Here is a 26098-nt window from a genome sequence, read left to right as displayed (position 1 = left end):
TGTCATTCATCAAATTTAATCGTATAATTTACATCAAATTAATAGATTTGTTATTGTGGAAAAGATAGGCTATTTAGAAATTCGAATAACTGGAACAAAGGGAAATCTGGAGTTAAAGCCGGATACCCTTGATATACGCGAGTTAATGAGCGTATTGGAACAGTCTGAGAATTTGCTATTTCCTAACGAGAAGAAAGATAGACCGACAATAAGCTATCAATTAGAAGAAGGTTCAGTAAAACATATATTTAAAACAAGCATCCAGGCTATTATAGGCTTTAATGCCATAATAGCGCAAATTGACGCTACCAGGGATATTGATTTTCTAAATTTGAATACTGCGAAAGCCATAGAATCTTTTCAGGAAACTGCTTTAAAGAGAGACTTTAAATTTAACATCAGCACCTCTCTCGATAATACGACACAATTGGTTATCGATAAAAATACTCGATTTTTCCGTTCAGAAGCATTTTGGGCTGAAGCGGAATTTTATTTTTATGGAAAAATAACGGACGCTGGAGGAAAAGATAAGGCGAACATTCATCTCTTAACCGAAGACTATGGTACATTAAGGGTAGATACACCTAAAGAAATTCTTGAGGAATTTGAGAATAACATACTTTATAAATCTTTTGGAATAAGGGCATTAGGTAAACAGCACTCCGAAACGGGAGAGATTGATAAAAGCTCCATTAAGTTTTTGGAGATGATGGACTACAGCCCTAAATATGATGTAGATTACTTAAAGAAATTGAGAGCAAAGGCGAATGGCTGGCTGAATCAAATTAATGTTGACGAGTGGCTAAATGATATGCGGGGAGGTTACGATGCATAAATCAGTACTTCTTGATACAAGTTTCTTTCTTCGCTTTCTAAATGAAAACGACCCGCTGTTTAAAAATGCTGATGGATACTTTCGCTACTTTTTAGAGAAAGAATATACATTGGTAATCTCTACAATAAGCATTGCGGAATATTGCGTTTTAGGTTCAATTGAACAATTGCCATTAAGAAATCTGAGAATTCTCCCTTTTAATTTAGATCATGCAAGGCGTACAGGAGAATTTGCGCGAATATTATTTACTGAACGGAGAGCTGGAAATGTTAATTTTAAAGAGAGAAATTTGATTCCAAATGATTCAAAGCTATTTGCGCAGGCTGATATCGATGTTTCGATCGAATATTTCGTTACTTCAGATTCAGAAAGTTTAAAAGTACATGCTATTTTAAAGAAGCATACATTACCCCATTTTGCGATTTTGGACATAAACATTAGCCATTTTGCCGCGTTTGGCTTGTTGGAATTTTAACGAATTTCATCCCAAAAACAAGCTCTACGGTTACTTCTTCATCTCCTCCTTAATCGCCCTCAAAAATTCATTAGGATGCTTTGAGCCGATAATATACAACAGGCCATCCCTGTCGGTAAGGTGAATAGCCTCATTGCCCGAAGTAAAAAAGCGGATAGTGCCTTTGGTGTGCAGGTTATATACGGGGTTATTAAACAAATAGCGGCTGTAAGTGCCTTTTTCGGCTTTTACAATACCGTTCAGATCGATCTTTACCAGTTTGGTTGTCCACAAACCATCAAGCATTACGCTTTTATTTTCCACACGGGTGCGGAAGTGGAGCAAAAAGCCCATAATGATGGAGATGATAATGATGGAGAAGCCAACCACTACCAGGAGGTCGCCGTTACGTTCGCGTTCGTCGGTAAAAAAGTAGGCTGCAAAACAAAACATAGCCAAAACCAGGCGAATGGTTAGGGGGATAAATTCCCTGCCAAGGTATTGCTTTTCGGTAAAAACAGATTTATCGCTCATGGTAGTTTAAACAGTTCGAAGATAGTAACTTTTTTAGTGTTATCATTTACTTTATACCTTTCGTCGGGCCGGTAGCCGGCAAGCCACATAATTTCGTCGTTGCCGTTTACTAAAACGGGGATTTTGTTTTTTTGGTGCAGCGGCACTTTTTGATTGATAAAAAAGTCGCTCAGTTTTTTGCGGCCCTTCATCCCCAGCGGGTAAAAATAATCGCCTTCCTGCCAGCCGCGCAGCTTTAACGGGTAAATTAACAAATCGGTATCGATGGCTACAGCAAGCGGGTTATCTTTGATAATCAGCGCACTTTCGTCATGCAGTACGGTTAATTTGTAATTATCAAAATTTAACTGGTGATCTGCAGCGTTGATCATAGTATCGGCTAACAAAGTTGTTTTTTTTGTTTTTAAAATGATGTGCTCCCTGTCAAGTAGTAAACTATGTGTTCCCGATTCAAATACCCGGCCTGCATGCTTATCCAGCGAAGTGATCAGATCATCAATGGTAGTTTCATTAAAACCATATTCATTCAGCAGTTTAAAAAGCAGCAACCGCTTGGGGTTTAACTTTTTTACATCCTCAATAGCAAGATAAACAGCGCCGGCCTGCTGCCGCACTAAAGTTTGCTTTAAGTCATCAAGTTTAAGTTCGAGTAGCAATTCCAGGTCGCGGAAATGCCGCAGGCTGTTTTCAAAGGTTTTTTCGAGCGAGGGGTTTAGCTCTTTCAATTTCGGCACCACTTCCAGCCTGATCTTATTGCGTGCGTATTTAGCCGAGGCGTTCGAGCTATCCTCCACAAAACTTAAACCTTCGGCAGTAACAATGGTCTGTATCTCATCGCGGCCCAGGAACAAAAGCGGCCTTACCAGTTTTCCGTTTTTAGGTAAAATGCCATGCAACCCGGCAATCCCGGTGCCTCGGGTAAGGTTCAACAATATTGTTTCGATAGTATCGTTTTGGTGGTGAGCAAGCGCAACAGCCTCATAGCCTGATTGCAGGCACAAGGTATCAAACCATTGGTAACGCAGATCGCGGGCCGCCATCTGGATGGAGATCTTATGTTGGTTGGCGTACTGTTTTGTATCGAAATTGATGGTATGAAACGCTACTTTAAGCTGAGCCGCCAGCGATTGTGAAAATTGCTGATCGCGCAGGGCTTCATCACCCCTGAGTTGAAAGTTGCAATGGGCAATAGCAAAATGGTACCCTGCCGCCTTAAGCAGGTGGGCCATTAAAACCGAATCGATGCCGCCGCTTACCGCTGCCAGGATAGGGGTGGCGCGGTTAAACAAAGCGTTTTGCTCAACAAAATTAACAAACTGATTAACTGGCAGCATTCATCAAAATTATTAATTTAATAACCCCGACAAAAAACTAATTTTGCCAAGTGAGGAAATACATTTTATGCTTTTTGCTTTTGGTGCCGGCAACTGCGGCTATGGCCCAAAAAAAATCGATTGTAAACCTGATACAATCTGAAAAAAGTACCGCCACAAAAATAAACGGCAAGCAGTTGGTAAAGGTGTATAAAGGTACTTTTAAGCAGGATTATTCCCTGTTACGCTCAGATAGCGCTTATTTTTATCCGGATCTGAACTCGTTTGATGCTTTTGGTAACGTAAACATTAACCAGGGCGATACGCTGAATATATTTTCTGATAAACTGAATTATAACGGTAACACCAAAATTGCCATTCTTACTGATAACGTGAAAATGGTTGACCGTGATGCCACCCTTACCACCAATTACCTTACCTATAACACGGCCAGCAGGGTAGGTACTTACACCGGAGGCGGTAAGCTGATCAATAAGGATAACGTGTTAACCAGTAAAAACGGGTATTATTTTGCCTTCAGCCGCGACTCCTATTTCAGGTACGATGTAGTGCTTACTACGGTAGATGCGCTGATTAAAACCGATACGCTGCGCTATAATACAGGTACACGGATCTCCTACTTTTACGGCCCTACCAATATTTACGGTACTAAAGATAAAGATACCCTTTACACCGAAAACGGCCAGTACAATACCATTACCGAGCAGGCCAATTTCGGTAAAAAAAACTCATACAGGCAGGGCACCAAATCATTGAAAGGAGACAGCCTGTTTTATGATAAACTGAAGGGTTACGGCCGGGCTGTGAAAAACATCACATTTGAAGACCGTGAACAAAAGGTAACCATTAAAGGTGATCTGGCCACTTATTACCGGGCCGATGAGAAAACCATCGTTACGGAAAATGCCTATGTAGTACTGGTCTCCGAACAAAAGGATACCACCAAAACCGATTCGGCGAAGAAGCCGTTACCTACCGGAACAAAAAATGCAAAGGCCTCCGACAAGAAGCTTACCGATTTGACCAAAATTGCAGGTGCCATAAAACCGGATAGCAACCGTAAAGCCCCTGCCAATACTATTCCTGTTAAGCAACCCTTCGCTATTGGTAAAAAAGATAGCGCCAATGTTGATATGGTCACCAAACTGGCACAGGATGCATTGAAAAACAATAAGGATTTGCCCCCCGTTCCGTCAGATGAGGTGGTGAAAACCGCCACAGATCAAATAAAGAAAAACCCAAAGCTGGTTGATTCGGCATTGAAGGCAGCCCCCACGTTAAAACTTAGTAATAAGGACAAAGCCAATATTAAAAACGTAACTATGCTGGCGGGGGTGGCCAACGCCATAATACCGGCAAAGGGCAATAAAGTAACAGTAAAGCCGCTTACTAAAGCACCTGTTGTGATTGCCAAAGATACCAGCCATATCAAACGCGATTCGATTTACATGACTGCCGATACCATCGAAACGCAGATCATGACCTATAAAAATCTTAAAGCTTACCAGGAACGGCAGCGCACCCAGCACGATACCACCTTGAAGCAGCGCAAACTGATTGCCGATAAAAAAGCATCGAAGTTCCTGGAGGCAAGGTATCTCCGGATCCCTAAAGATACCAGCTACCTGCACCGCGACTTTTTTGGCAAGCCCAAACCGGTTAACGATTCGTTGCAGCGCAAAAAAGATGCTATAGCGGCAGCCAAAAAAGCAAAACAGGATAGCCTGTACCGTGTACAGATGGAACGCGACCCGGTTTATAAACAATACCCGGTAGATGTAAAAGATACCGCGCGGGTAAGGATGCTGATAGCCCATCACCATGCTAAAATCTTTAAATCAGACCTGCAGGCGAAATCCGATTCTATTTTTTACGCCAACAGTGATTCGACCATGCGTATGTATGTAAACCCCATTATCTGGACACAGGGTTCGCAATTATCGGGCGATACGGTTTATCTGCAAATGCGGCATAAAAAGATGGATAACATTGAATTGTTCCCCTCTGCCTTCATTGTAAATATTGATAAAGATGACTCCACTCATTTTAACCAGGTATCGGGTAAACGGATGCGCGGCTATTTTAAAGATGATAAGCTGGATAAGATGTATGCGGTAGGAAATGCGGAAACTATATTTTTTCAGCGCGACAGCGGGAAAGTATCGGGGATGCAGCGCTCATTGAGTAGCCGGATCCGCGTTGCCTTTAAAGATAAGCAGGCTACTGATATTTTCTTTTTAACAAAGCCCGAAAACCGTTACATCCCTATTGATAAAGTTAAAGAGGATGATAAGATCCTGAAAGGCTTTTTATGGAAGCCCAAGGAGCGACCGGCCTCAAAAGAAGATATCATTAAAAAGAAAGTCAAAAAGAAGCCCGCCCCGGCAAAACCGGGCACAAAAAATGCACCCGCCAGGCCTGCTATAGGCAAGCCCGGCGTTGGAGCAAAAACGGACAGCCTTAAGGCCCCTGGAATAAAAAACATGCAGGATAGCACATTAAAAGCTGATACCGGGAAGAATAATACCATAAAAATTAAAAAGGATACGATAATTGGAAAAAACCTTCCAAAAGGCCCTCAAAATGGCATAAAAAAGGACAGTATTGTTAATAAATCACCTTCTGTGAAGAAAAACTGATCAAAACGAGAAAAAAGTTGCTATTTTTTATCGAAAAAATTAGTCTACTAAATCTATAGTGCTTATATTTGGTCAATTGTTATTATCGATCTAACCAATTAGTTCTTTATGATAAATAATGAGGTCAGTCAACTTAAATTAAAAAAAGAGACAGCCGGCGGGCTATCTCTTTTTTTTAGGCCCTCAATAATGGGTGTGCAAACATCTATTTATTTGTCAATAAATTAAACCATCCTGCTCCCGGCGATGTTATTCTATTAAATACATCGCTATGAAAGATCAAAATGACACGATACCTGCAGCTAAAGATGGGAAATATGAATTTCTGATCAATTACGCCGAACGCGAGCTTACCTGCAAGGTTGAAAAAGAGCAAAACAAGTTACACGTTTTTATCGACAACAATATCAACGCCGAATTGGAGATTGGGCCGGATGGTAGCCTGAAACAAGCCAGCGGCAACGCCCTGCCAGAATCGACTATCGAATTTATTAAGAAGCATGTGCTGGAGGGGTAGTCCCGTCCAACCCTCTCCGGAAGGGAAGTCTTCAAAAGTCTCCCCTCCCGGGGGAGATTTAGAGGGGGTAAAGCCAACCCGCGGCGATTGAGCGGGCCAATGTTTGTTAAATAGTACTATAGTTTTTAGAAAGCTCCTCAAAGCTTTTCAATTTTAAAATATTATTCATTAATCTTGAATAGTATTCATAACCTTTAAATCCTGCGCGCTGCCCAATTATCAGCGCCAACTATACAATACTTTATATGAAACGAACCAAAGTTGCCATATTGGGCGCCGGTTTTATAACCGATATCCATATGGAATCGTACCATCGCTTTATTCCTGAAGCCGAAGTGGTGGCTTGTTACGCCCGAAAAGCTGAAAAAGCGCAGGCCTTTGCCGATAAATACCATATCCCTCAATGGTTTGATGATATTGATCAGTTAATCGCCGAATCAGGTTGCGAAGTGGTAGATATCTGCCTGCCCAATTATCTGCATGCCGAAGCTACCATCAAGGCGGCCAGGGCCGGCAAGCATGTTATCATAGAAAAGCCGCTGGCTGTAACGCTTGAAGAAGCCGACGAAATGATTGCCGTATGCAAGGCCAACAATGTAAAACTGATGTACGCCGAAGAACTTTGCTTTGCTCCTAAATATGAACGCGCAAGGCATTTGGTAAAGGAAGGTGCCGTGGGTGAAATTTATATGCTGAAACAGGGCGAAAAGCACTCCGGGCCGCATTCGGATTGGTTTTATGACATCAATTTTTCGGGCGGCGGGGTGATTATGGATATGGGCTGCCATGCTTTGGGCTGGTTTAGGTGGATGCTGAATAATGCCAAACCCAAAAGCGTTTACGCCAGCATGAGCACCGTATTACATAAAGAACGTACCAAAGGTGAAGATAATTCTGTAATTATTGTAGAGTTTGAAAACGGGGTAACCGGCGTAGCCGAAAACAGTTGGGCCAAGCACGGCGGTATGGACGACCGTTGCGAAATTCACGGTACGGGCGGCGTAATTTATGCCGACTTGTTTATGGGCAATGCCGCGGTAACCTACAGCAAAAACGGCTACGGCTATGCCATGGAAAAAACCGATACCACCCAGGGCTGGAGTTATACCATTTTTGAGGAAGCCTTTAACCAGGGCTACCCGCACGAACTGAAACACTTTATTGATTGTGTGCAGAACGATAAACCCCCGCTGGTTACCGGTGAAGACGGTCGCGCGGTGCTGGAGTTGATTTACGCCGCCTATGCATCTGCCGGGGCGGGCAAAAAAATTGAATTGCCTTTTAGCGCTGAAATTGATAAGCCTGTAAACCTTTGGCTTAATAACAAGGGATAAATTAAGATAACTGCCGCAGGTTGGCGTTGCTAATTTTGCGGCGGTTATACGGTTACTCCCTTTTTAGGATTTAATATACCCGGCAAAGCAGCCCCTTCAAATACTCACCTTCCGGAAACGATGCGCGTACGGGGTGATCTTCAGGTTGGTGAAATTGGTATATAAACTGAACCTGTTTACCGGCATCCAGCGCGGCCCATGCAATTACCTGTTTAAAGGTTTCCATATCCATAGCGCCCGAGCAGGAGTAGGTTGCCAGCAAGCCACCCTCGTTAAGCAGCAGCATACCCAAACGGTTCAGATCTTTATAAGCCCTTGATGCACGGGTTAAAGCCGAGCGCGACGGCGCGTATTTAGGTGGATCGAGCACAATTACGTCAAACTTCTCGCCCTCATCCCTGAATTTGCGCAATTGCGCGTTTACATCCGATTTAATAGCCCTGTGTTTCGAGGCATCCAGGTTGTTCAGCCTGATATTTTCGGCCAGGGTTTCAATAGCCAGCGCCGAACTGTCTACACTGGTTACTGATGCCGCTCCTTCTTTAAGGCTGTTTAAAGTGAAGCCCCCGGTGTAACAAAAGCAATCGAGTACTTTTTTATCTTTAGTATGCAGGGCTAATACGTGGCGGTTATCGCGCTGATCGCAGTAAAAGCCGGATTTTTGACCTTCGGTAATGTTAATGCCGTAAACCACGTTATTCTCCAGTACTTCAACCAGTTCGGGTGGCGGGCTGCCGGCTAATACTTTATTTTCGGCTTCGGCCAAACCTTCGTGAGCGCGGGAGGCGTTATCACTTTTATCGGAGATGCTCTCCGGATTTAGTAATTGTTTAAGTTCATCAATAATAACCGGCATCATGTTCTGAATGCCGGAGGTGAGTACCTGTACAGCCAAGTGCCCGGCGTATTTATCCACAATTAAGCCAGGCAGGTAGTCCGACTCGCTGAAGATGAGCCTGCAGGTATTGGTACCTCCCGCAAGGATATTTGCACGGCTTTTAACCGCAGCGGCAACTTTTTCCCGAAACCAGGCTTCGTTAACCTGCACATCTTTATTCCACTCCAGCAGGCGCAGCGTAACGCGCGATTGATCGTTATAAAAGCCATAGGCCAGAAATTCGCCTTGCGAATTAAGCAACTGCACCACATCTCCGTTAGCGGGTTTGCCTTTCACTTTTTCTATCGCGCCCGAAAATACCCAGGGATGCCGCTGCAATACCGCTTTTTCCTTGCCTTTTTTTAATATAACATTGATCATGGATGCAAAGGTAATAAAGCGCCGGTAATTTTGAGCCCGGGGATAGGTAGCCCCCGGCCGGAGGCACTTAACGCAGGGCAGGAAATTAAATATATAGCATACGGTTAAAGGCAGCTTTCGGCATCTTTTTATAACGCACGTATGTTGATCCAAATCTTTTTTTTCAATTTATACTCAGCCTGCTAAACCCCTAAAATATTTTTAGGTCATACACAATAATATCAACGTTAAAACATTTGGTATCTTAGATTCGAAAACTATAGATCATGAAAAAAACCTACGTGTTCCTGTTCAGCATGCTGATCGCGTGTTGTTGTTTCAGCATTAAATCGTACGCGCAAGTGCCCCGCATACCCGAGGCCAGCTCAACCCAAACCATTATCCAGGATTTCGGATTAGGAAAAGTAACCATCACTTACTCCCGTCCAAATGTAAAAGACCGCAAAATATTCGGCGGTATCATTCCTTACGGCGAGGTATGGCGCACAGGAGCCAACGCCGCAACTACCATTACCTTTACCGAAAAAGTAATTATAGAGGGCAACCCTGTTCCGGCAGGCACTTACTCACTGTTCAGTATCCCCAACAAAAACGAGTGGACCATCATCCTGAATAAAGTAGTGAAACAATGGGGCGCCTACAGTTATAAGCAAGACCAGGATTTTCTGCGTTTCAACGTGAAGCCAACCCATACCAGCGAAAAACGCGAAACATTTACCATGGCTTTTGTTAACTCGAACGTAAAATCGTGCGACCTGGTGCTGGTTTGGGACAGAACAGCCGCCTACATCCACATGGAAACAGATGATGACGCCAAGATCACAGCCAATATTGACGAGTTGATGAAAGGCGACCGCAAACCCTATTATTTTAATGCCATACAATACTATTACGAAAACAATAAAGATGTAAACAAGGCCTTAGGCTGGGTTTACGAAGCCGAAAAACTTGAGCCTAAAGGCCCGTGGTATAAACTTTGGGAATCGCGCCTGTTATTGCGCAAAGGTGACAAGGCCGGTGCCATAGCGGCTGCCGAGGCTGGTATAGCTTTAGCGAAAGCCAACAATGATGAAGAATACGCCCGGTTAAACCAGGAGGCGCTAAATCATGCTAAAGAATAAAACAAGTAGCACCCGGTATTGCCGGAAGAGGCTCTTTAAAACAGGCCGGTTTAACATACCGGCCTGTTTTATTTTAAGGATAATCCCGTGATTATACCCTATGGGCGGTCCTTGCGGGGGGTGACATGCTGATTAATCCGGCAATAACAATCACTAAAACAGCGCCGATAGCATTGAGCCACAAATAAGCAATGGCATCAAAATAACCCAAACCACAAACAATAGCCTCGGTGATGATCGCCGCTGTAAAAACAGCTGTTCCGTTTATTTTTTTAAGATAGAAGGCCACAATAAACACCCCGAGGATAGTTCCGTAAATGTACGACCCTAACTGGTTTACCGCCTCAAGTAAATTACCTATCCTGCTTGCGTAAAGTGCCATACCAATACAGATCACTCCCCAAAATACGGTGGCCAGCCTGGAAGCATTCAGGTAATTTTGATCTGTAGCGTTGGGATTAATAATCCGCTTGTAGATGTCCACTACACTGGTTGAAGCGAGGGAATTTAATGCGCTGGCTGTCGACCCCATAGAGGCCAGGAAGATGATAGCGATCAGCAAACCGATCAATCCTTTGGGTAGATACCGGGTAACAAAACTCAGGAATACATAATTGGTATCATTTTCATCGGCTTTCGGGTTATTCTTCTTCATCAGCTGGATGGCGTTTTGCCGGATGGTGCTTGCCTTGGTATCGGCAACTTTTAACTGATGCTGGGCATGGTTTATTTTATCCTCGTTTTTGCTGTCGATAGCTTCAATCAGTTCGTTGGCTTTTACCCTTTTTTCTTCAAAGGCCTGGGTGTATTGCCGGTCGAGGTAATTGTACCGGGTGGCGTAGCTGCTTTTTTTGATCTGCTTTACCTCGTACTGATTAAAAAACATAGGGGGGCGGTTAAACTGATAAAAAGCGAATACCAGTACACCGATCAGCAATATCAAAAACTGCATGGGTATTTTAATCAATCCGTTCATGATCAATCCCAAACGGCTTTGCCCTACCGAACTGCCGGTTAAATATCGCCCCACCTGGCTTTGATCGGTACCGAAGTAAGAGAGCTGCAAAAAGAAACCGCCGATTAATCCGCTCCAGAGCGTATAACGGTTGCTGAGGTCAAACTTCCAGTCAATTACATTCATGCGGCCCATTTTACCCGCCATTTTTAACGAATCAACCAGGCTCACGTTGTTTGGCAACAAGTACACCACCAGCGCCCCTGCTAAAAACATGCCCAGGAAAATAATGCTCATTTGCAGCAGTTGAGTATAAGATACCGCCTTGCTGCCGCCGTAAACGGTATAAATCACTACAACACTACCAATACATATTGTGGTATAAGCCGTGTTTATATTTAATATGGTTGACAGGATGATTGATGGGGCATAAATAGTGATACCGGTAGATAGCCCCCGTTGTATCAGAAAAAGAAAAGAAGTTAGCGCCCGTGTTTTCAAATCAAAGCGCTGTTCCAGGAACTCGTAAGCTGTATAAACCTTTAGTTTATGAAAAATGGGCACAAAGGTGATGCAAAGCACAATCATGGCCAGCGGCAGCCCGAAGTAAAACTGAACAAAGCGCATCCCGTCTGAATAAGCCTGCCCAGGTGCCGATAAAAAAGTAATGGCGCTGGCCTGCGTGGCCATTACCGAGAGGCCTACATGGTACCAGGGCAATGAACGGTTACCAACCAGAAACTGGTCGATATTTTGATTCCTGCCGCTTTTCCAGATGCCGTAGGTAACAATTGTGAGGATGGTAAGGGCGAGTACGATCCAGTCGGTTAAACTCATTCAAAAAATTTGGTAATGAGCCAAAATACTAAAACTAAAAAAACCAGCCATGCGGCAACAATGCCGTAAAACTGGTTCCAATTTTTTATAAATGAAGGGAGGTCGGGATCAGGCCTCTTCATTACGGCCACGAACTAACACGGCGATGTATGCAGCAGCAGTTAATAAGCCTAAAATACCACCTACAAAAATCCAGGTGAAGCCTACATCCAGAATAAAACCTATAAACAAGCCGCTCAATAAGCCTACCAGGTAGTATATGTAATCTAAGTTATCTTTTTCTTCTTTATGGTGTCCCATGATGTTATGTATATGATTGCAACAAAAATAGGTGATTAATTGAATTTTACCAAAGTTTGTTTTGTAAAAGGATTGTGTAGGGTTTGGTAGTTTAAATTAGGTTGTTTATTAAAGGATTTTCTTGTTGTCTGAACCGGGATTTGGGTAGATTTTTAGGATGGGTATGATTTTGTCTGAACCGAGGTTTTACCCCGGCGGTCGTGTCTTCACGACCGCATGCAAGTGTTTTGTCTGAATCGGGATTTGAGTGGATTTTGGGGATGGACAAGATTTTGCCTGAACCCTCATAGTTGATAAAAAAAACACTTAATCCTATAAATCTCCCAAAATCCCGGTTCAGACAAAAATCAGCAAAATCAACGTAATCAAAAAAAATCAACGGTTCAAGATATGGGCGTTGCCTGCGGCCGGGCTATCCGTTCCAAGTCCTCGCTTTGCCCGCACGCAATGCCAAACCGCGCTGTGGGCTTTCCACTACTATCCCTAACGTGGCCCGCGCACATGTATCTAATTACTGCTGCCGAAAATCCGAAATCGAAAATCCAATTCCGAAATTACTTCGGCCTGCTCAGCAAATTAACAAACAGCCTGTAGGCCCCCGGTACGCCTGCAGGCAGCTCCCTGAAAAATGCCAGCGACGTATATACAAACCTTCCCTTGCCATAATCGCCCACTATCAGTGAGCCGTTCAATGGCTCTTCGCCTTTATCATTCATTTGCAAAATGGCTTTGTACCGCGGGTCGATATTGGTTACAAAGTATAAGCCCCGCTCCTGGATCCAACCGCTAAAATCGTCGTTGGTTATTTTGTTGGGATAATTAAGCGCCGGGTTTTGCTGGTCTAAAACGGTTATCGCCGCGTTTTCATCAGTTACCCTGCGGTTAACTACCGTAAATGGATAGGGGCCTATCTGTTTTACCACTATGCCATTATTATTATTGTATTGCACCACCAGGTTTCCGCCGTTTTTAACGTATTCCAATAGTTTGGGTTGTTGGTAAATAAGCCGCTCATTCACATTATAAGCGCGCACACCGGTAACAATGGCGTCGTAAACGGAAAGATCGGCGTTCATTACATCATTTTCAGTTAACATTCGTACTTCGTAGCCAACCTGGCGCAGCGCTTCGGGCATCTGGTCGCCGGCACCGGCTATGTAGCCTATTTTTTTGCCTGCCGTTTTCAGGTCGAGGTAAACCAGCCTGGTTTGAGCCGGGGGGAATAAGGTAATAGCCGGTATATGGTCGTACCTGATACGGCGTAGGCTTAGTGAAAACGGCTTGCCGTTGGCATTAACCACTGCTTCCAGCTCAGCTGTTTTGGGTTTGGCATCCGTTGGGGTTATGGTAAAGGCTACCGACCATTCATCATTTTTATCCTTATCGGTAAAATCAATTTTTTCGGGACTGATCTTCCAGCCATTCACCGGCTTCAGGCTGATGCTACCGCTTGCTTTGGTAAAACTTTTCAGGTTAATCAGTACTGTTTGAGGTTGCTGCGAGTTGAAAATATAGTCCTTACCTTCAATGTTAGCGGTTACCGGCGGCGTGATCTCGATGGGCTGATAAACCTCACCCCGAACCGGGTCAACAAATTTGTACACCAGCCTCCTGTCGATATTTAGCGGCTTGCCTTCAATAATAAACTGGAAGGTAACCTTTGGCAGGTCGGGGTTTTCGGGGTTTCCCGCCAGGGTATTATCGGGCAGGGTATAAATACCTATAGGATGCGGTTGCGCCAGCCAGTAAGGCTGTGTTAAGCGCGAAGCGGTGATCGTGGCATCAAAAGTCTGCACTTCATTTTCGGGCAACACCTTGCTATCAAGCGCTACGGTATTATCCTCACTTGTGATACTGTTAATCTTTACCCGGTTGCTAAACCTGTTGATGGCCTGCGCGCGGATACTGATGTTATCGCCCAGGGCATAGGTAGCTTCGGTAGCATAAGCCTCAAACCATAAACCGCTGCAGGCAGCTATAAAGTTACTCAGGTCTTTCACCTTTTGCTCCCGCCAGTAAGTATCTGATATTTTTTCCACTTTGCCGAGCATCTGGATCAGGGCGGGAACGGATTTCTCCGGGCTTTCGGGATTGAAGCTTTTAGCGATCACACCTAAGGTAGCCTCAATGGCGTCGCCATCCTTAACCCGCTTCCAGGTAGTATTAACGCCATCCATCAAATCATTTTGCGGGGCATCACCTAAAATAGTTTTAAAATACTCGTAAGCTTCGCCGCGTTGCTTAGCCGAACCAAACCCCTGCGATTTGTGGTTGCTGCGGCTTTCGGCGGCTATTTCACCGTAAGCCTTGCCTAATACAGGGTTGTAAATACCAACATTTATCTTAAACTGGTCGGCGGCTGTGGTATTAATGCTGCCAAAATTGAAGGTGTTCCACAACAGGCGTTTGGCCTGCCAGGGTTTTACATATTTTAACTGCTCCGGATAGCGGTTTGGATCGGCAGCGGCAGTAAAAGCTTCCTGCGCCAGTATGGCCGACGAGGTATGGTGGCCGTGGCCCCCCTCGCCGGTAGTAGGGAAACGGCAAATGATTACATCGGGCCTGAAATTACGGATCACCCAAACTACATCACCCAACACTTTTTCTTTATCCCAGATTTTTAGCGTTTCTTCCGGCCCTTTCGAAAAACCGAAATCGTTGGCGCGGGTAAAAAACTGCTCGGCGCCGTCAACGCGTCGGGCCGCTAATAGTTCCTGCGTACGGATCAGCCCCAAAAGTTCGCTTTGCTCGTTACCTATCAGGTTCTGGCCGCCATCACCCCTGGTGAGCGACAGGTAGCCCGTGCGGTAATGCTTTTCCTGGGCCAGGTAGGCAAGCAAGCGGGTGTTTTCATCGTCGGGGTGGGCGGCTACGTATAGTACGCTGCCCAATACATTAAGCTTTTTAAAGTTTTGCTGGATGCTGCCGGGATCTGTTGGCGGGTTGGTTTGGGCTTTTAAGAAAACGGTTGTTAGTAATAGTAATGCAATGAGGTAGATACGCTTCATAACAACAAATATATTGAAAGATAGATATTCCGCATTTGCTGTATCAACAATATAACAATTGGATTACCGGTACAATAAATATGTTAACATTTGTTGAAATTACTATTGAATGTTGTAACGGATAGTTCGGATTTTTATTAAAATTTCAATACCCATAAAACAAATTTGTCATTCTGTGGTAATCTTAATCAGTTGATTAACTTTTTCTGCTTTAATCCGATACGCTTAATCAATCGTTTGATTAATTTTGTGCCGTTAAAACAATGGAAAAAGATAAAACAGATAAAAAAGAGCATATCCTCGATGTAGCCGAAAAGGTGTTCGCGGATTTGGGTTATGACGGCGCTTCCACCCGTACCATATCGGGTGAGGCCGGTGTAAACATGGCCATGCTTAACTATTACTTCGGCTCCAAAGAAGGGCTTTTCCTGGCAGTTTTTGAACGTAAGATTAACTCTTTCCGCACACTGCTCCAAAACATCGGCAGTGATGGCAGCATGACACCATGGGATAAACTGGAAAAATGTATCGAGAATTATGTTGAGCGCATTATAGCCAATAACTGCTTTCAGAAACTTATTAACCGGGAGCTATCTATGAACAAACGCGGCGACCTTACCGATAAGATCTTAGAGATATTGATGGTAAACGTTAACGAGGTAAAAAAGATCATTGAAGAGGGTGTAAGCAGCGGCCAGTTTTACAAGGATGCCGATGTGCCATTAGTTATAGCTACCATGTTCGGTACAAAAAATTATATAGTTAACATGCCGCAGCTATCTTCGATTGTGCTTGGCCATGACATCCGCGATGTGGAATTTATGGAGAAAGAACTCAAACCCCGTGTAAAAACATATATGAAACGACTATTAAAAGCATACTTAGTTAATGAACATGACAACTCTAAATAACAAAACCAAACACCTTAAACTATTAAAGCAGGTGTTGCGGGCCGTTTTACGCGGCAGCATCGCCCTCATAGTATTAAGCCTGCCTTTTGCAGCCGCCGCTCAAGACAGGACTATCACGCTTGACGAGGCCATTAAACTGGGTCTTGAAAACAGCAAAACCTTAAAGCTGTCGAACTCCAAAGTTGAACAGGCTATTTCTCAATACAACCAGGCTAAAGATCAGGCCCTGCCAACAGGTAAGGTAAGCTTTGGTTATAACCGGGCTCAGATTCCGGCCAACAGGCTTGCCCTTGGCGAAGAGAGCTTTAACCTGCCATCGCATGCTGACGCATATCTGGGGATTCTGAGCTTAAATCAAACCATATTTGGCGGTAATAAACTTAAATATGCCCGTCAATCAACTGATCTGCTTGCCCAGGTTGCACGTTTGGATGTGGAAAATAATAAGGATGAAGTAGTTTACGATATCATCAACTCCTACTACAACCTTTATAAGGTACTGCAAAGCAAAAAAGTGGTTGCCCAAAACTTAAGTACCGTTGATGCGCAGATTAAACAGGCGCAACGTTTTTTTGACCAGGGTTTGGTAACCAAAAACGATGTGCTCCGTTTCCAGCTGCAACGCTCAAACATTGAAGTTAACGGTGTAGACCTGGAAACCAACCGCCGGATTATCAACTACAACCTTGACGTGTTGTTAGGTTTACCGGAAGGCACCCAGCTAAACATCGATCAGATTACAGAGGCCGACAGGCAGGTTGCCCCGCTAACCTCATACCTGGATACTGCAATGGCTGCGCGCCCCGAGTTTAAACAGTTTGCTTTACGCAGCCGCGTTGCCGAAATTAATACCAAAAGCATTAAAGCTAATGAACTGCCTACGGTAGGCGCATCGGCCGCTGCTTATTATGTTGATGTGAACGCTAACCCGATCCCTAAAAGCGGTAATTACATTACACCGATATCTATCGGTTTAACCGCCTCATGGAACTTCGGCTCGCTCTGGACCAACAAAAACAAGGTGAAAGAGGCTAAACTGGAAGAGCAGCAGGTGGAGATTAACAAAAACATCACTATAGACAGGATTAAAGACGAGGTGAACCAAAGTTACCAGAACTACACCCAGGCGTTGGCTAAGGTAAAGCTGCTGCAAACATCTATTGAACAGGCCGGTGAAAACAACAAGATCCTCGAATCGAAATACAAAAGCAATATCGCCTCGGCTACAGACAGGGCCGATGCCGAAACCCTGCTTTACCAGGCGCAGATCAACTTAGAACTGGCTAAAGCTGATGCCGGTTTAGCTTACTATACTTTATTAAAATCAACAGGAAAAATTAACAAATAATAATACCCAAAACCTTTAAATAAAATGGCAAAGGAACAAGAAACACCGGAACAACCGAAAAAGAAAAACAAAGTTATCCCCATCATATTAGGCGTATTACTGATTGGCGGCGTAATTTTCGGTATAAAAGAATACATCTATTTTAGCAAACACATTGATACTGATGATGCTCAGATTGATGGCGATATCAGCCCTGTAGTAGCGCGCGTTGGCGGATACGTTGACTCGATTTACTTTGAAGAAAATACCCACGTAAATGCAGGTCAGCCTTTGGTTAAAATTGACGACCGCGATTATAAAGTGAAATTAGAGCAGGCTCAGGCCGCACAGGTTGGCGCAAGCGCAGGTATCGGCGTAAACCAATCACAAATATTTGCTAACCAGGCAAGTTCGGCAGGCGCAAAGGCGCAGGTTGCGTCAAACCTGGCCCGTTTAGAAAAAGTACAAAAAGATTACAACCGTTATGCCAACCTGGTAAAAGACGGCTCGGTAACCCAACAACAATTTGACCAGGCCAAAGCCGACCTTGATGTAGCTAAAGCTAACTATAAAGCATCACAGGATCAGTACAAGGCAGCGCTTGAGCAGGTTGGTACAATCCGCAGCCAGTTAAAGGTTACCAATACCGGCGTAACACAAAAGCAGGTTGATATTGATTATGCTAAGCTGCAATTAAGCTACACTACTGTAAAATCGCCGGCAAGCGGTATCGCGTCTAAAAAGAACGTGCAGTTAGGTCAGCTGGTTCAGGCCGGTCAAACTTTGTTCTCTATTGTAAATGATAACAGTTTGTACATTACCGCCAACTACAAAGAAACCCAGCTAACCAACATTAAAAACGGTTTAAAAGTTGAGGTTGAAGTTGACGCTTACCCCGATATGAAACTGGAAGGTTCGGTTTATAATTTTTCGCCTGCTACCGGCGCCAAATTTTCACTATTACCTCCGGATAATGCTACCGGTAACTTCGTAAAGGTTGTGCAGCGTGTGCCTGTAAAAATTAAAATATCAGGCAGCAAAGAAGACCTTGCAAAACTACGCCCAGGTATGAGCGTAAATGTATCTGTAATTAAAGAATAACAATCATGGCTGAAACTGGCTTTAAAAAGTGGATCATCACCATTACGGTGATCACAGCTTCTTTACTGGAGCTGATTGATACCACTATCGTAAACGTAGCCTTACCGCATATACAGGGTAACCTTGGTGCAACCCTCGAGGATGTGGCCTGGGTGGTTACCGGTTACGCGGTGGCTAACGTAATTATATTGCCCATGTCGGGCTGGCTGGGCGGCCGTTTTGGGCGTAAAAACTATTTCCTTACCTCTATAATTGTGTTTACCATCGTATCGTTTTTGTGCGGTAACGCGCATACCATGAACGAGCTGGTATTGTTCAGGATTATACAGGGTGTAGCCGGGGGCGGTTTGATTTCTACCGCGCAGGCTATCCTGCTTGAAACCTGGCCGCGCGAACAAATAGGTACGGCTACTGCCTTATTTGGTTTAGGCGCGGTAGTAGGCCCAACTGTAGGCCCTACCATTGGCGGCTGGATAGTTGAAAACTTTTCATGGCCCTGGATATTTTACGTGAACATCCCGGTAGGCGCGCTGGCTGCATTTTGTACTTATACCTTTGTGCGCGAAACGCCCAAGGATGCCAAGGGTAAACCGGTTGACTGGTGGGGGATCATCCTGTTGGCCATTGCCGTAGGCAGCTTACAAACCGTATTGGAAAAAGGCGAAAGTGAAGATTGGTTTGCCAAACCCTACATCCTGATATTAACCATATCGGCGGTATTAGGTACCATATTATTTATATGGCGTGAAATGAGTACCGAGCACCCGATAGTAAACTTTGGCATCCTGCGGCACCGGAGTTTTGCGGTGGGTATGTTTACCTCCTTTATACTTGGTTTTGGTTTGTACGGATCGGTGTTTGTGTTCCCGGTGTTTTGCCAAAACCTGTTGGGTTTTAACGCGCAGCAAACCGGCGAATTATTGTTCCCCGGCGGTTTGTGTACCATTGTGATGATGCCGTTTATTGGTAAGATGCTGAATAAAGGCATCCCAGCCCAATTTATGGCTACGGCAGGTATGTTTTTGTTTTATGTGTTTACCCATATGCTGGCAGGTTCAACGCTGGCTACCGGCGAGAAGGATGTATTGATACCATTACTGATCCGTGGTGTGGGTATGGCGCTTTTATTTGTGCCGCTTACCACTTTGGCTATGGCCGATTTAAAAGGGCCCGAACTGGGGCAGGGATCTGGCTTGAACAATATGATGCGCCAGTTGGGCGGTTCGTTTGGTATAGCTACGCTTACCACCATTATCCACATCAGGCAGGGGGTACACCGTAATAACCTGCTTACCAATATCAACCCATACAACACGCCGTTTAATGATAGGTTGCATATGCTTACCCAGGGCTTTATGGCCAAAGGTAAATCAATGCTGGATGCTACCCATATGGCTTACCAGGCTATTGAAGGCATGGTTACCCGTCAAAGCATGTTGCTAACATATGATGATGCTTATTGGATTTCGGGCCTGGTGATGTTGTTCTCCATTCCGCTGCTTTACCTGCAGCCGTTTAAAAAGCTTAAAGCCGCTACCGACGCGCACTAAATGATAAAAGCCGTTCCACTATTACCGGAACGGCTTTCCCCAAAAAAAATTAACAATTAAAATTTAAGTTACTCCCCCCGAAGGAACAATTGTTTTAAAAAAAATAATGTTGCCGGGGTTTGTTTAATCTTAAGGTATAAATTTACTGGAATTTAATTAATAAACGCAAATTTTATTCGGCAATAAAATACTATTTATGAAAAAGGCATGAAATTTAATCGTTTCATGCCTTTTTTATCGTTAAAATAAGCAAAGCTTATTAAAATACAATTTTTCCGGTGGCGGTAACTAATGAGGCGATACGTACGGCATCAAAAATACGCTCTTCGGTAGTGCCTAATTTGATCAGCGAATCTTCGTGAGCGTTCACGCACATTTCGCAGCCGTTAACTGCCGATACGGCGAGGCTGGCCAGTTCAAAAAACTCCTTACCGGTAACAGGTTTCATCATCAGCTGCATACGGATGCGGGCCGGGATCTGGGTGTATTTTTCCTTTTGCGTAAAATGCCTGAAACGGTAAAACACATTGTTTGAGGCCAGCAACGAGGCGCAACCCACAGCTTCGCCAATTTCGGCATCGGTAGCTTCGTTTTGTTTAGCGTATTTGGTGAAATAGTTGGTAAGCGGCAGGTTATTATTGTTCACGGCGGTAGCCAAACCTAACAAGGCGCATTCTTTATTGGTTAAATGGGCCGAGGTAAGGGTGCTGGTAAAGTTTAGTTTTAAATCGCGCAGGTAGCGTGATTCGCCTGTTTCTAATAAGGTAAGACTGGCGGTACGGTAATTTTTATCTAATCCGATACTTTCAAGTATCTCCTGGATCACTTCGGTGCTTTCGTTCATATTGTGTTTTGATCTGAATTTTTTTAGCCGAAAGCTAAAAGCCTAAGGCCAAAAGCTTTTCTTTTCTGGCTTTAAGCTTTTGGCCTTTCGCTTTCAGCTTTTTTGAATTAAAGAAAAGGCCCAAAGCCGAAAGCATTTACTTTCTTTGCTCTGAGCCTTTCGTTTTAAGCTTTTAGCCTTTGGCTTTAAGCTTAAATGTTATACAGTTAAAGTTTCCTGACCTTTTTCCCAGTTGCAAGGGCAAAGCTCGTCAGTTTGTAAACCGTCAAGTACGCGTAATACTTCTTTCACGTTACGGCCAACGCTCAGGTCGTTAACAGATACCCAACGGATGATACCTTGAGGATCTATGATGAAAGTAGCGCGGTAAGCGATTTTTTCGGTAGGCTCTAAAATGCCCAGGTCTTCAGCCAATGATTTTGAAGTATCGGCAAGCATCGGGAATTTCAAATCACGCAGATCGTCGTGATCTCTTCTCCATGCAGCGTGAACAAACTCAGAATCGGTAGAAGCGCCGATCAGGCGGGTTTCACGGTCGCGGAATTCACCATAATTTTTGTTGAACTCAGCAATTTCGGTAGGGCAAACAAAAGTAAAGTCTTTTGGCCACCAGAACATTACGGTCCAAACGTTATCATCGTTGGTAAGGTACTCAGAAGTAAGGGTTTCAAACTCTTTACCTTTTTCAAGGCTTACTACCGCTGTTTTAGAAAATTGTGGGAATTTTTGTCCTATCGTTAACATAATTTGATATTTCTTTTGATGTTGATGCAAATATAAAAATTTTAGAGGGGCTGCCGAATACTAATATTCTATCAGGTATAGATTTTGATTATAATTTCAATTTGATGATATAGTAGGATTTTATGGCATCGAATCATACTTATTCCTCTTCTTTCTATTTCGAAAATACTTAACTTGGTAGCATGAAAACTAAACCTATCATTATCGCGGCGGTAGCTATCGTGGTTTTAGCCATTGGTGCTTATTTTATCTTTTTCCGCGGCAAAAATGCAACATCAGCTAAGGAGGGCGAAATAACACAGTTCCTGAAAAACTTTAACAGGCAGGTTGAAAAAGGCAATCTTGATTCGCTTAACCATTACTTTGCCAACAGGCAAAAAGGCCAGGTTTTAAATACCTTGCTTACAACATTAATTAACGACCCCAAAGCCGGTAATCCAGAAGCAGTATTTAACCTTCGATTGGATATTGATAACAGTAAAATCAGTTTCTACAACCCGGCACTTGCAGGCGTTACCATTCCGGTAACCTTTAGCGGCGATCACCTGACTACCAAACATAGTTCATTGACTTTTATCATACAAAAGGATGAAGATAACCGTTACAGGATTTATAGTGTTGACGGCACCGCCTTTATGAGTGACTATCAGATCTATAAAGGCCAGGCATGGCAAAAAAACTATACAGATAAAGAAATTTATAGCCCGGCGACTTTAAAAGCTTTTACTGATGCTGCTAATTTGAAAGTAAGGTATGATAGCGTGATTTGGTTCAGCCACATTAAGGATAAAACCTATTTTTATGTTGTAAAAGGCAACTGGCAGTGGAACTACTTTAATGGAGACGATAAAGCTGATAGTGTAAAAGCTTATCAAATAGGGTTGGTTGGGCCGGATTTCAAGGAATTGATCCCCGCTAAATACGATATCATCCATAGCATCGGCAGCAGCTTTCCGGGGCTTGTTGAAGTTGAGAAATATCATAAACGAGGACTTTATGATTTATCCGGGAAGGTTGTGCTACCGGTGGAATACGATGAAATTTTCCCGTTGAATGACAGCGAAAACATTGCCGCTATCAGAAAAGGGAACGATTATTTTTGGCTGAAAAGCGACTTTACAGTTTCAGTAAAAGAAGATATTCGTATCAGCGATATTTTCAGCAAGTTGAAACAACCCGCTTCGTTCACATTAAAAGCCGACCCGGCCGGTAACATTACAGAATTTAACTCTAAAGAACGTCACGGCGCAATTTATCTTCCGCCGTCATACCTGGTTGATCTTAATTTGTTACCACAAATTAAAGAGTTTCAAAACCCATTACGCAAGCATGTTTATTTTGATGAGGCAAGCTCAGAATACATAGTAAAAGCCAAAGCTTTGCCCGTTAAAGCCGTGGCAACCGACGGTGGCAACTGGTTTCAAACCGCCTTCTACTCCATCCGTGATTACTTTATAGGTGGCCGAAGTGAATTTTATGATAGCAGCAACCTCGTGCTCATCGACAATAAAAAAAATAAAATGTATGCATACGCCCTTCGCACCGATATCAGTAACGAAGAAGGCGGCGCAGATTACAGTGGCAAGTGCAACGAGTTTAGCGTAAATACCGTTACCGATTCATTGCTGGAGATTAAAGTAACATCAACTGCCGATATAGAACTTTATAATAACAAAACCTATCTTGGCGAATTGCCTGTATTTCATTATTTAAAAATTGAAAATGGGAAAGCGAAAGAGACTCTAAATACCAAAAGGGTTTTCTCATTTACCAAATACCAGAAAATGGACGATCATTTTATAAACGGCTGTTATGTGATTGGAAAGCTTGATGATGATGGGAAATACAAGATACAGAGCAACGGTGCCATTTCGGCAGAAGTGCTGCGTTATATGAAAAACGAGATCTACGCCGATTACAATTATAAGTTTAAAGACAAACGCTGGACTGAGATATTCTCTCAACAGTTTTACGGTAGTTATAAAGCCGAAAACACAAACGTGCAGGATTCACTTACCGAAATTGATAAGTATAATATCCAGTGGATTGATAAAAAGCTGAAAAGCCTGCCGGTAATCAAAAAGAATACTTTGGCGCTGAATAACTAATGATTTTAAAACTCAGTTTAAGAGGAGTTGCCCTGTTTTGGATTGTTATGCTATGCATAGGGGTAATTCCATATCTTAATTTTAATACTCACCAGGCTTTTTTATTAATCAAGCAGAAAGCTGTTGCAACCGGCTGGTACTTACCCGCCTTTTATGCCCATATTTTTGGCAGCAGCATAATTTTACTTGCCGGTTTTTTTCAGTTTACAAAAAAAGTTTACAATAATAAACCGTTGCACCGGGCTTTAGGAAAACTATATGTATTCGGCGTATTGTTTTTTGCCGCTCCGGGGGCTTACGTAATGACCCTATTCATTAACCGGGGTACCGGCGTATTTATATCTTTCCTGCTGCAAAATACACTTTGGATGGTTTTTACCTTAGCCGCCCTGCTGCTGGTTAAAAAAGCGAAGATTGACGAGCACATCAAAATGATGAACCGCAGCTACGCCCTGGCCTTCGGCGCGGTAACCCTGCGTTTCTATATCTGGATGTTTTCGGTTATGGGGATTGGGGTTGATTTTGATAACAATTACCTCATCATCGCTTTTTTAAGCTGGGTGCCTAATTTGATTTTCGTGGAGATTTTGTTTAAATATCAAAAAAACTATTTTTCAACAAATAAATAATACGCTCATTATATACAAGTCCTTGCGGGGTTTTAAACCCCGCAAGGACTAATCTTTTGCTCCCCCTTCAGGGGGCCGGGGGCTACAATATAAACTTCGTACTTAAAAAGTTCGAATCATTGTCATTCACAATCTCATTAATGATATTCTTGTTGGTTTCGGTCATTTTAGTGGTAACCAACGATCGGATAGAGAATGACCTCAAGGCATCATGAACAGACAGGGTACCCTCTGCACTGTCCTTACGGCCGGTGAACGGGAATACATCCGGTCCGCGCTGGCATTGGCTGTTGATATTTACACGGCTCACCAGGTTCACAAACGGATCGATCAGCGATGAAATTTCTTTGGCATCGTTACTGAAAATACTCACCTGCATACCATGCGGCGAATCGATCTGGTAGGTGATCGGCTCTTCGATATCCTCGTACGGGATTACCGGGATCACCGGGCCAAACTGCTCTTCGCGGTACAGTTTCATGTTTTCATTTACCGGGTAAACAATAGCCGGGAAGAAGAACGAGGCCGAAGTTTCGCCGCCGTTTTCGTTAACCACGCGCGCGCCTTTGGCAATGGCGTCGTTTACAATATCGGTCAGGTATTCAGTTTTGTTTGGTTCGGGCAACGGGGTTAATTTAACGTCCTTATCCCAGGGCAAACCAAATTTCAGGTTGGCAACCGCGTCGCTCAATAGTTTCAGAAACTCGTCGGCTACTTCTTTTTGTACAAATATCAGTTTAATGGCGGTACAACGCTGGCCGTTAAATGATAAAGCGCCTAAAATACACTCGCTAACGGCCTGGTTTAAATCGGCGTGTTTGGTTACAATGGCCGCGTTTTTGGCATCTAAACTTAAAACAGCACGTAAGCGGTTAATTTTAGGGTGACGTTTTTTCAGATCATTAGCAACCTTGCTCGAACCGATAAAGGCCAGCACATTCACCTTTCCGGATGCCATTAACCCCGGAGTAACTACCGCGCCACGGCCATAAATGGTATTTACCACGCCTTTCGGGAACGACTCCTGAAAAGCCCTTAACAAAGGGTAGTGTAAAAGCGTACCATGTTTAGGCGGTTTAAATAAAATGGTATTCCCCATAATCAGGGCGGGGATCAGGGTGGTGAATGTTTCGTTAAGCGGGTAATTGAACGGCCCCATACAAAGCACCACCCCAAGGGGCGAACGGCGGATCTGGGCTACCAGGCCCTCAGCCATTTCAAAGCGCGACGACTGCCGGTCGATATCCTTTAAAGCATCGATGGTGGCATTGATGTACTCGATGGTACGGTCAAACTCTTTGGCCGAATCGGCATACGATTTTCCGATTTCCCACATCAGCAGTTTAACCACCAGGGTGCGCTGTTCGCTCATTTTAAAAATGAAGCGCTCCATACATTTTATCCTGTTGGCAATGCTCATGGTTGGCCACTCGCCACGGCCGTTATCGTAAGCCTCAAGGGCGGCATCCAATGCTTCAAAAGCTTCCTTTTCGGTACAAACCGGGTAGGTGCCTATCAGCTTACGTTTAAAAGTTCCGTCCTCGCCCCAAAAGCCAACGGGCGAGTATACTTCGCTTACCTCGCCGTTCCAGGTTTTCATTTCGCCACCGCTCAGGTATTCGCGCTGGTGTACCTCTTCAATCTGAAACTCGGGAGGGATATTGTTTTCATCAACAAAAATAGAACTGAGCCGGGTTTTAAAACTCATATTTTTCAAGGGTTTTGATTTCCTCTAATATAAAAAAAGCCTGCTTTAAC

Annotated in this window: 21 protein-coding genes; 12 read left to right on the top strand and 9 right to left on the bottom strand. The window is 43.8% G+C overall.

Features of this window, described 5'->3' with window-relative positions:
- Positions 1–55: 55 nt before the first annotated feature.
- A complete protein-coding gene (locus tag LX99_RS17485) occupies positions 56–835 on the top strand; it encodes a hypothetical protein (RefSeq protein ID WP_022833829.1) in 780 nt (259 codons plus the stop codon).
- The gene (locus LX99_RS17480; RefSeq protein ID WP_109609035.1) at positions 828–1310 is read left to right on the top strand and encodes a type II toxin-antitoxin system VapC family toxin; all 483 of its coding nucleotides are present in this window, start codon (positions 828–830) and stop codon (positions 1308–1310) included. The genes LX99_RS17485 and LX99_RS17480 overlap by 8 nt, the downstream gene beginning before the upstream one ends.
- Positions 1311–1340: 30 nt before the next feature.
- Here LX99_RS17480 and LX99_RS17475 read toward each other — a convergent pair whose 3' ends face one another.
- Together LX99_RS17475 and tilS are read right to left on the bottom strand one after the other, a co-directional pair.
- Positions 1341–1823, bottom strand: coding sequence for a hypothetical protein (locus LX99_RS17475; RefSeq protein ID WP_022833827.1), 483 nt, complete (start codon positions 1821–1823; stop codon positions 1341–1343).
- Positions 1820–3157, bottom strand: coding sequence for a tRNA lysidine(34) synthetase TilS (gene tilS, locus LX99_RS17470; RefSeq protein WP_109609034.1), 1338 nt, complete (start codon positions 3155–3157; stop codon positions 1820–1822). Before tilS ends, LX99_RS17475 begins: the two co-directional genes overlap by 4 nt.
- 50 nt (positions 3158–3207) lie before the next feature.
- Between tilS and LX99_RS17465 the strand changes: the two genes are divergently transcribed.
- The 3 genes from LX99_RS17465 (at position 3208) to LX99_RS17455 (ending at position 7647) form a co-directional block, all read left to right on the top strand.
- Positions 3208–5796 carry an OstA-like protein gene (locus tag LX99_RS17465; RefSeq protein WP_245927956.1) on the top strand — a complete coding sequence of 863 codons (2589 nt, stop codon included), beginning with the start codon at positions 3208–3210 and terminating at the stop codon, positions 5794–5796.
- A 271-nt stretch (positions 5797–6067) separates the two neighbouring features.
- Positions 6068–6313, top strand: coding sequence for a hypothetical protein (locus tag LX99_RS17460; RefSeq protein WP_109609033.1), 246 nt, complete (start codon positions 6068–6070; stop codon positions 6311–6313).
- A gap of 245 nt (positions 6314–6558) precedes the next feature.
- The gene (locus LX99_RS17455; protein ID WP_109609032.1) at positions 6559–7647 is read left to right on the top strand and encodes a Gfo/Idh/MocA family protein; all 1089 of its coding nucleotides are present in this window, start codon (positions 6559–6561) and stop codon (positions 7645–7647) included.
- A gap of 70 nt (positions 7648–7717) precedes the next feature.
- Here the strand turns inward: LX99_RS17455 and LX99_RS17450 are convergent, their stop codons facing one another.
- Positions 7718–8905 (bottom strand): class I SAM-dependent rRNA methyltransferase, encoded by a 1188-nt coding sequence (locus LX99_RS17450; protein WP_022830158.1) that lies wholly within the window; start codon positions 8903–8905, stop codon positions 7718–7720.
- Between the two features lie 266 nt (positions 8906–9171).
- Here LX99_RS17450 and LX99_RS17445 point away from each other — a divergent pair, with 266 nt between their 5' ends.
- Positions 9172–10026 (top strand): DUF2911 domain-containing protein, encoded by an 855-nt coding sequence (locus LX99_RS17445; RefSeq protein WP_109609031.1) that lies wholly within the window; start codon positions 9172–9174, stop codon positions 10024–10026.
- A gap of 91 nt (positions 10027–10117) precedes the next feature.
- Here the strand turns inward: LX99_RS17445 and LX99_RS17440 are convergent, their stop codons facing one another.
- The 3 genes from LX99_RS17440 to LX99_RS17430 form a co-directional block, all read right to left on the bottom strand.
- Positions 10118–11818, bottom strand: coding sequence for a sodium:solute symporter (locus LX99_RS17440; RefSeq protein ID WP_109609030.1), 1701 nt, complete (start codon positions 11816–11818; stop codon positions 10118–10120).
- A gap of 108 nt (positions 11819–11926) precedes the next feature.
- Positions 11927–12118 (bottom strand): hypothetical protein, encoded by a 192-nt coding sequence (locus LX99_RS17435; protein WP_109609029.1) that lies wholly within the window; start codon positions 12116–12118, stop codon positions 11927–11929.
- Positions 12119–12672: 554 nt separating this feature from the next.
- Positions 12673–15126, bottom strand: coding sequence for a PIG-L family deacetylase (locus tag LX99_RS17430; protein WP_109609028.1), 2454 nt, complete (start codon positions 15124–15126; stop codon positions 12673–12675).
- 263 nt (positions 15127–15389) lie between these two features.
- Between LX99_RS17430 and LX99_RS17425 the strand changes: the two genes are divergently transcribed.
- Genes LX99_RS17425 through LX99_RS17410 form a run of 4 tightly spaced genes read left to right on the top strand, consistent with a single transcriptional unit; the run spans position 15390 to position 20015 of the window.
- Positions 15390–16037, top strand: coding sequence for a TetR/AcrR family transcriptional regulator (locus LX99_RS17425; protein ID WP_022832364.1), 648 nt, complete (start codon positions 15390–15392; stop codon positions 16035–16037).
- Positions 16021–17385 carry a TolC family protein gene (locus tag LX99_RS17420; protein WP_170122733.1) on the top strand — a complete coding sequence of 455 codons (1365 nt, stop codon included), beginning with the start codon at positions 16021–16023 and terminating at the stop codon, positions 17383–17385. The genes LX99_RS17425 and LX99_RS17420 overlap by 17 nt, the downstream gene beginning before the upstream one ends.
- Positions 17386–17409: 24 nt before the next feature.
- Complete coding sequence (locus LX99_RS17415; RefSeq protein ID WP_109609026.1) at positions 17410–18465, top strand: HlyD family secretion protein; 1056 nt, start codon at positions 17410–17412, stop codon at positions 18463–18465.
- A gap of 5 nt (positions 18466–18470) precedes the next feature.
- A complete protein-coding gene (locus LX99_RS17410; RefSeq protein WP_022832361.1) occupies positions 18471–20015 on the top strand; it encodes a DHA2 family efflux MFS transporter permease subunit in 1545 nt (514 codons plus the stop codon).
- A gap of 259 nt (positions 20016–20274) precedes the next feature.
- Here the strand turns inward: LX99_RS17410 and LX99_RS17405 are convergent, their stop codons facing one another.
- Together LX99_RS17405 and LX99_RS17400 are read right to left on the bottom strand one after the other, a co-directional pair.
- Positions 20275–20859 carry a carboxymuconolactone decarboxylase family protein gene (locus LX99_RS17405; RefSeq protein WP_109609025.1) on the bottom strand — a complete coding sequence of 195 codons (585 nt, stop codon included), beginning with the start codon at positions 20857–20859 and terminating at the stop codon, positions 20275–20277.
- 198 nt (positions 20860–21057) lie between these two features.
- Positions 21058–21603, bottom strand: a complete 546-nt coding sequence (locus LX99_RS17400) for a peroxiredoxin (RefSeq protein WP_022832359.1) — start codon at positions 21601–21603, stop codon at positions 21058–21060.
- Positions 21604–21785: 182 nt separating this feature from the next.
- Between LX99_RS17400 and LX99_RS17395 the strand changes: the two genes are divergently transcribed.
- Positions 21786–23711: a WG repeat-containing protein gene (locus tag LX99_RS17395; protein ID WP_109609024.1), complete on the top strand. Its 1926-nt coding sequence runs from the start codon at positions 21786–21788 to the stop codon at positions 23709–23711.
- The gene (locus LX99_RS17390) at positions 23711–24340 is read left to right on the top strand and encodes a DUF2306 domain-containing protein (RefSeq protein WP_109609023.1); all 630 of its coding nucleotides are present in this window, start codon (positions 23711–23713) and stop codon (positions 24338–24340) included. Before LX99_RS17395 ends, LX99_RS17390 begins: the two co-directional genes overlap by 1 nt.
- An 82-nt stretch (positions 24341–24422) precedes the next feature.
- On the opposite strand, the gene LX99_RS17385 is transcribed toward LX99_RS17390, so the two are convergent.
- Positions 24423–26048, bottom strand: coding sequence for an NADP-dependent glyceraldehyde-3-phosphate dehydrogenase (locus tag LX99_RS17385; RefSeq protein WP_109609022.1), 1626 nt, complete (start codon positions 26046–26048; stop codon positions 24423–24425).
- Positions 26049–26098: the final 50 nt, after the last annotated feature.

Source organism: Mucilaginibacter oryzae, from assembly GCF_003148845.1.
In the GTDB taxonomy this organism is placed as follows: Bacteria; Bacteroidota; Bacteroidia; order Sphingobacteriales; family Sphingobacteriaceae; genus Mucilaginibacter; species Mucilaginibacter oryzae.
The sequence above is the reverse complement of the archived record's forward strand: the minus strand, read 5'-3'. Positions and strand labels throughout refer to the sequence as shown.

Coding starts and splice junctions, on each gene's coding strand:
- LX99_RS17480 (WP_109609035.1), top strand. CDS start 828: ATGCATAAATCAGTACTTCTTGATACAAGTTTCTTTCTTCGCTTTCTA.
- LX99_RS17475 (WP_022833827.1), bottom strand. CDS start 1,823: ATGAGCGATAAATCTGTTTTTACCGAAAAGCAATACCTTGGCAGGGAA.
- tilS (WP_109609034.1), bottom strand. CDS start 3,157: ATGCTGCCAGTTAATCAGTTTGTTAATTTTGTTGAGCAAAACGCTTTG.
- LX99_RS17460 (WP_109609033.1), top strand. CDS start 6,068: ATGAAAGATCAAAATGACACGATACCTGCAGCTAAAGATGGGAAATAT.
- LX99_RS17455 (WP_109609032.1), top strand. CDS start 6,559: ATGAAACGAACCAAAGTTGCCATATTGGGCGCCGGTTTTATAACCGAT.
- LX99_RS17450 (WP_022830158.1), bottom strand. CDS start 8,905: ATGATCAATGTTATATTAAAAAAAGGCAAGGAAAAAGCGGTATTGCAG.
- LX99_RS17445 (WP_109609031.1), top strand. CDS start 9,172: ATGAAAAAAACCTACGTGTTCCTGTTCAGCATGCTGATCGCGTGTTGT.
- LX99_RS17440 (WP_109609030.1), bottom strand. CDS start 11,818: ATGAGTTTAACCGACTGGATCGTACTCGCCCTTACCATCCTCACAATT.
- LX99_RS17435 (WP_109609029.1), bottom strand. CDS start 12,118: ATGGGACACCATAAAGAAGAAAAAGATAACTTAGATTACATATACTAC.
- LX99_RS17430 (WP_109609028.1), bottom strand. CDS start 15,126: ATGAAGCGTATCTACCTCATTGCATTACTATTACTAACAACCGTTTTC.
- LX99_RS17425 (WP_022832364.1), top strand. CDS start 15,390: ATGGAAAAAGATAAAACAGATAAAAAAGAGCATATCCTCGATGTAGCC.
- LX99_RS17420 (WP_170122733.1), top strand. CDS start 16,021: ATGACAACTCTAAATAACAAAACCAAACACCTTAAACTATTAAAGCAG.
- LX99_RS17415 (WP_109609026.1), top strand. CDS start 17,410: ATGGCAAAGGAACAAGAAACACCGGAACAACCGAAAAAGAAAAACAAA.
- LX99_RS17410 (WP_022832361.1), top strand. CDS start 18,471: ATGGCTGAAACTGGCTTTAAAAAGTGGATCATCACCATTACGGTGATC.
- LX99_RS17405 (WP_109609025.1), bottom strand. CDS start 20,859: ATGAACGAAAGCACCGAAGTGATCCAGGAGATACTTGAAAGTATCGGA.
- LX99_RS17400 (WP_022832359.1), bottom strand. CDS start 21,603: ATGTTAACGATAGGACAAAAATTCCCACAATTTTCTAAAACAGCGGTA.
- LX99_RS17395 (WP_109609024.1), top strand. CDS start 21,786: ATGAAAACTAAACCTATCATTATCGCGGCGGTAGCTATCGTGGTTTTA.
- LX99_RS17390 (WP_109609023.1), top strand. CDS start 23,711: ATGATTTTAAAACTCAGTTTAAGAGGAGTTGCCCTGTTTTGGATTGTT.
- LX99_RS17385 (WP_109609022.1), bottom strand. CDS start 26,048: ATGAGTTTTAAAACCCGGCTCAGTTCTATTTTTGTTGATGAAAACAAT.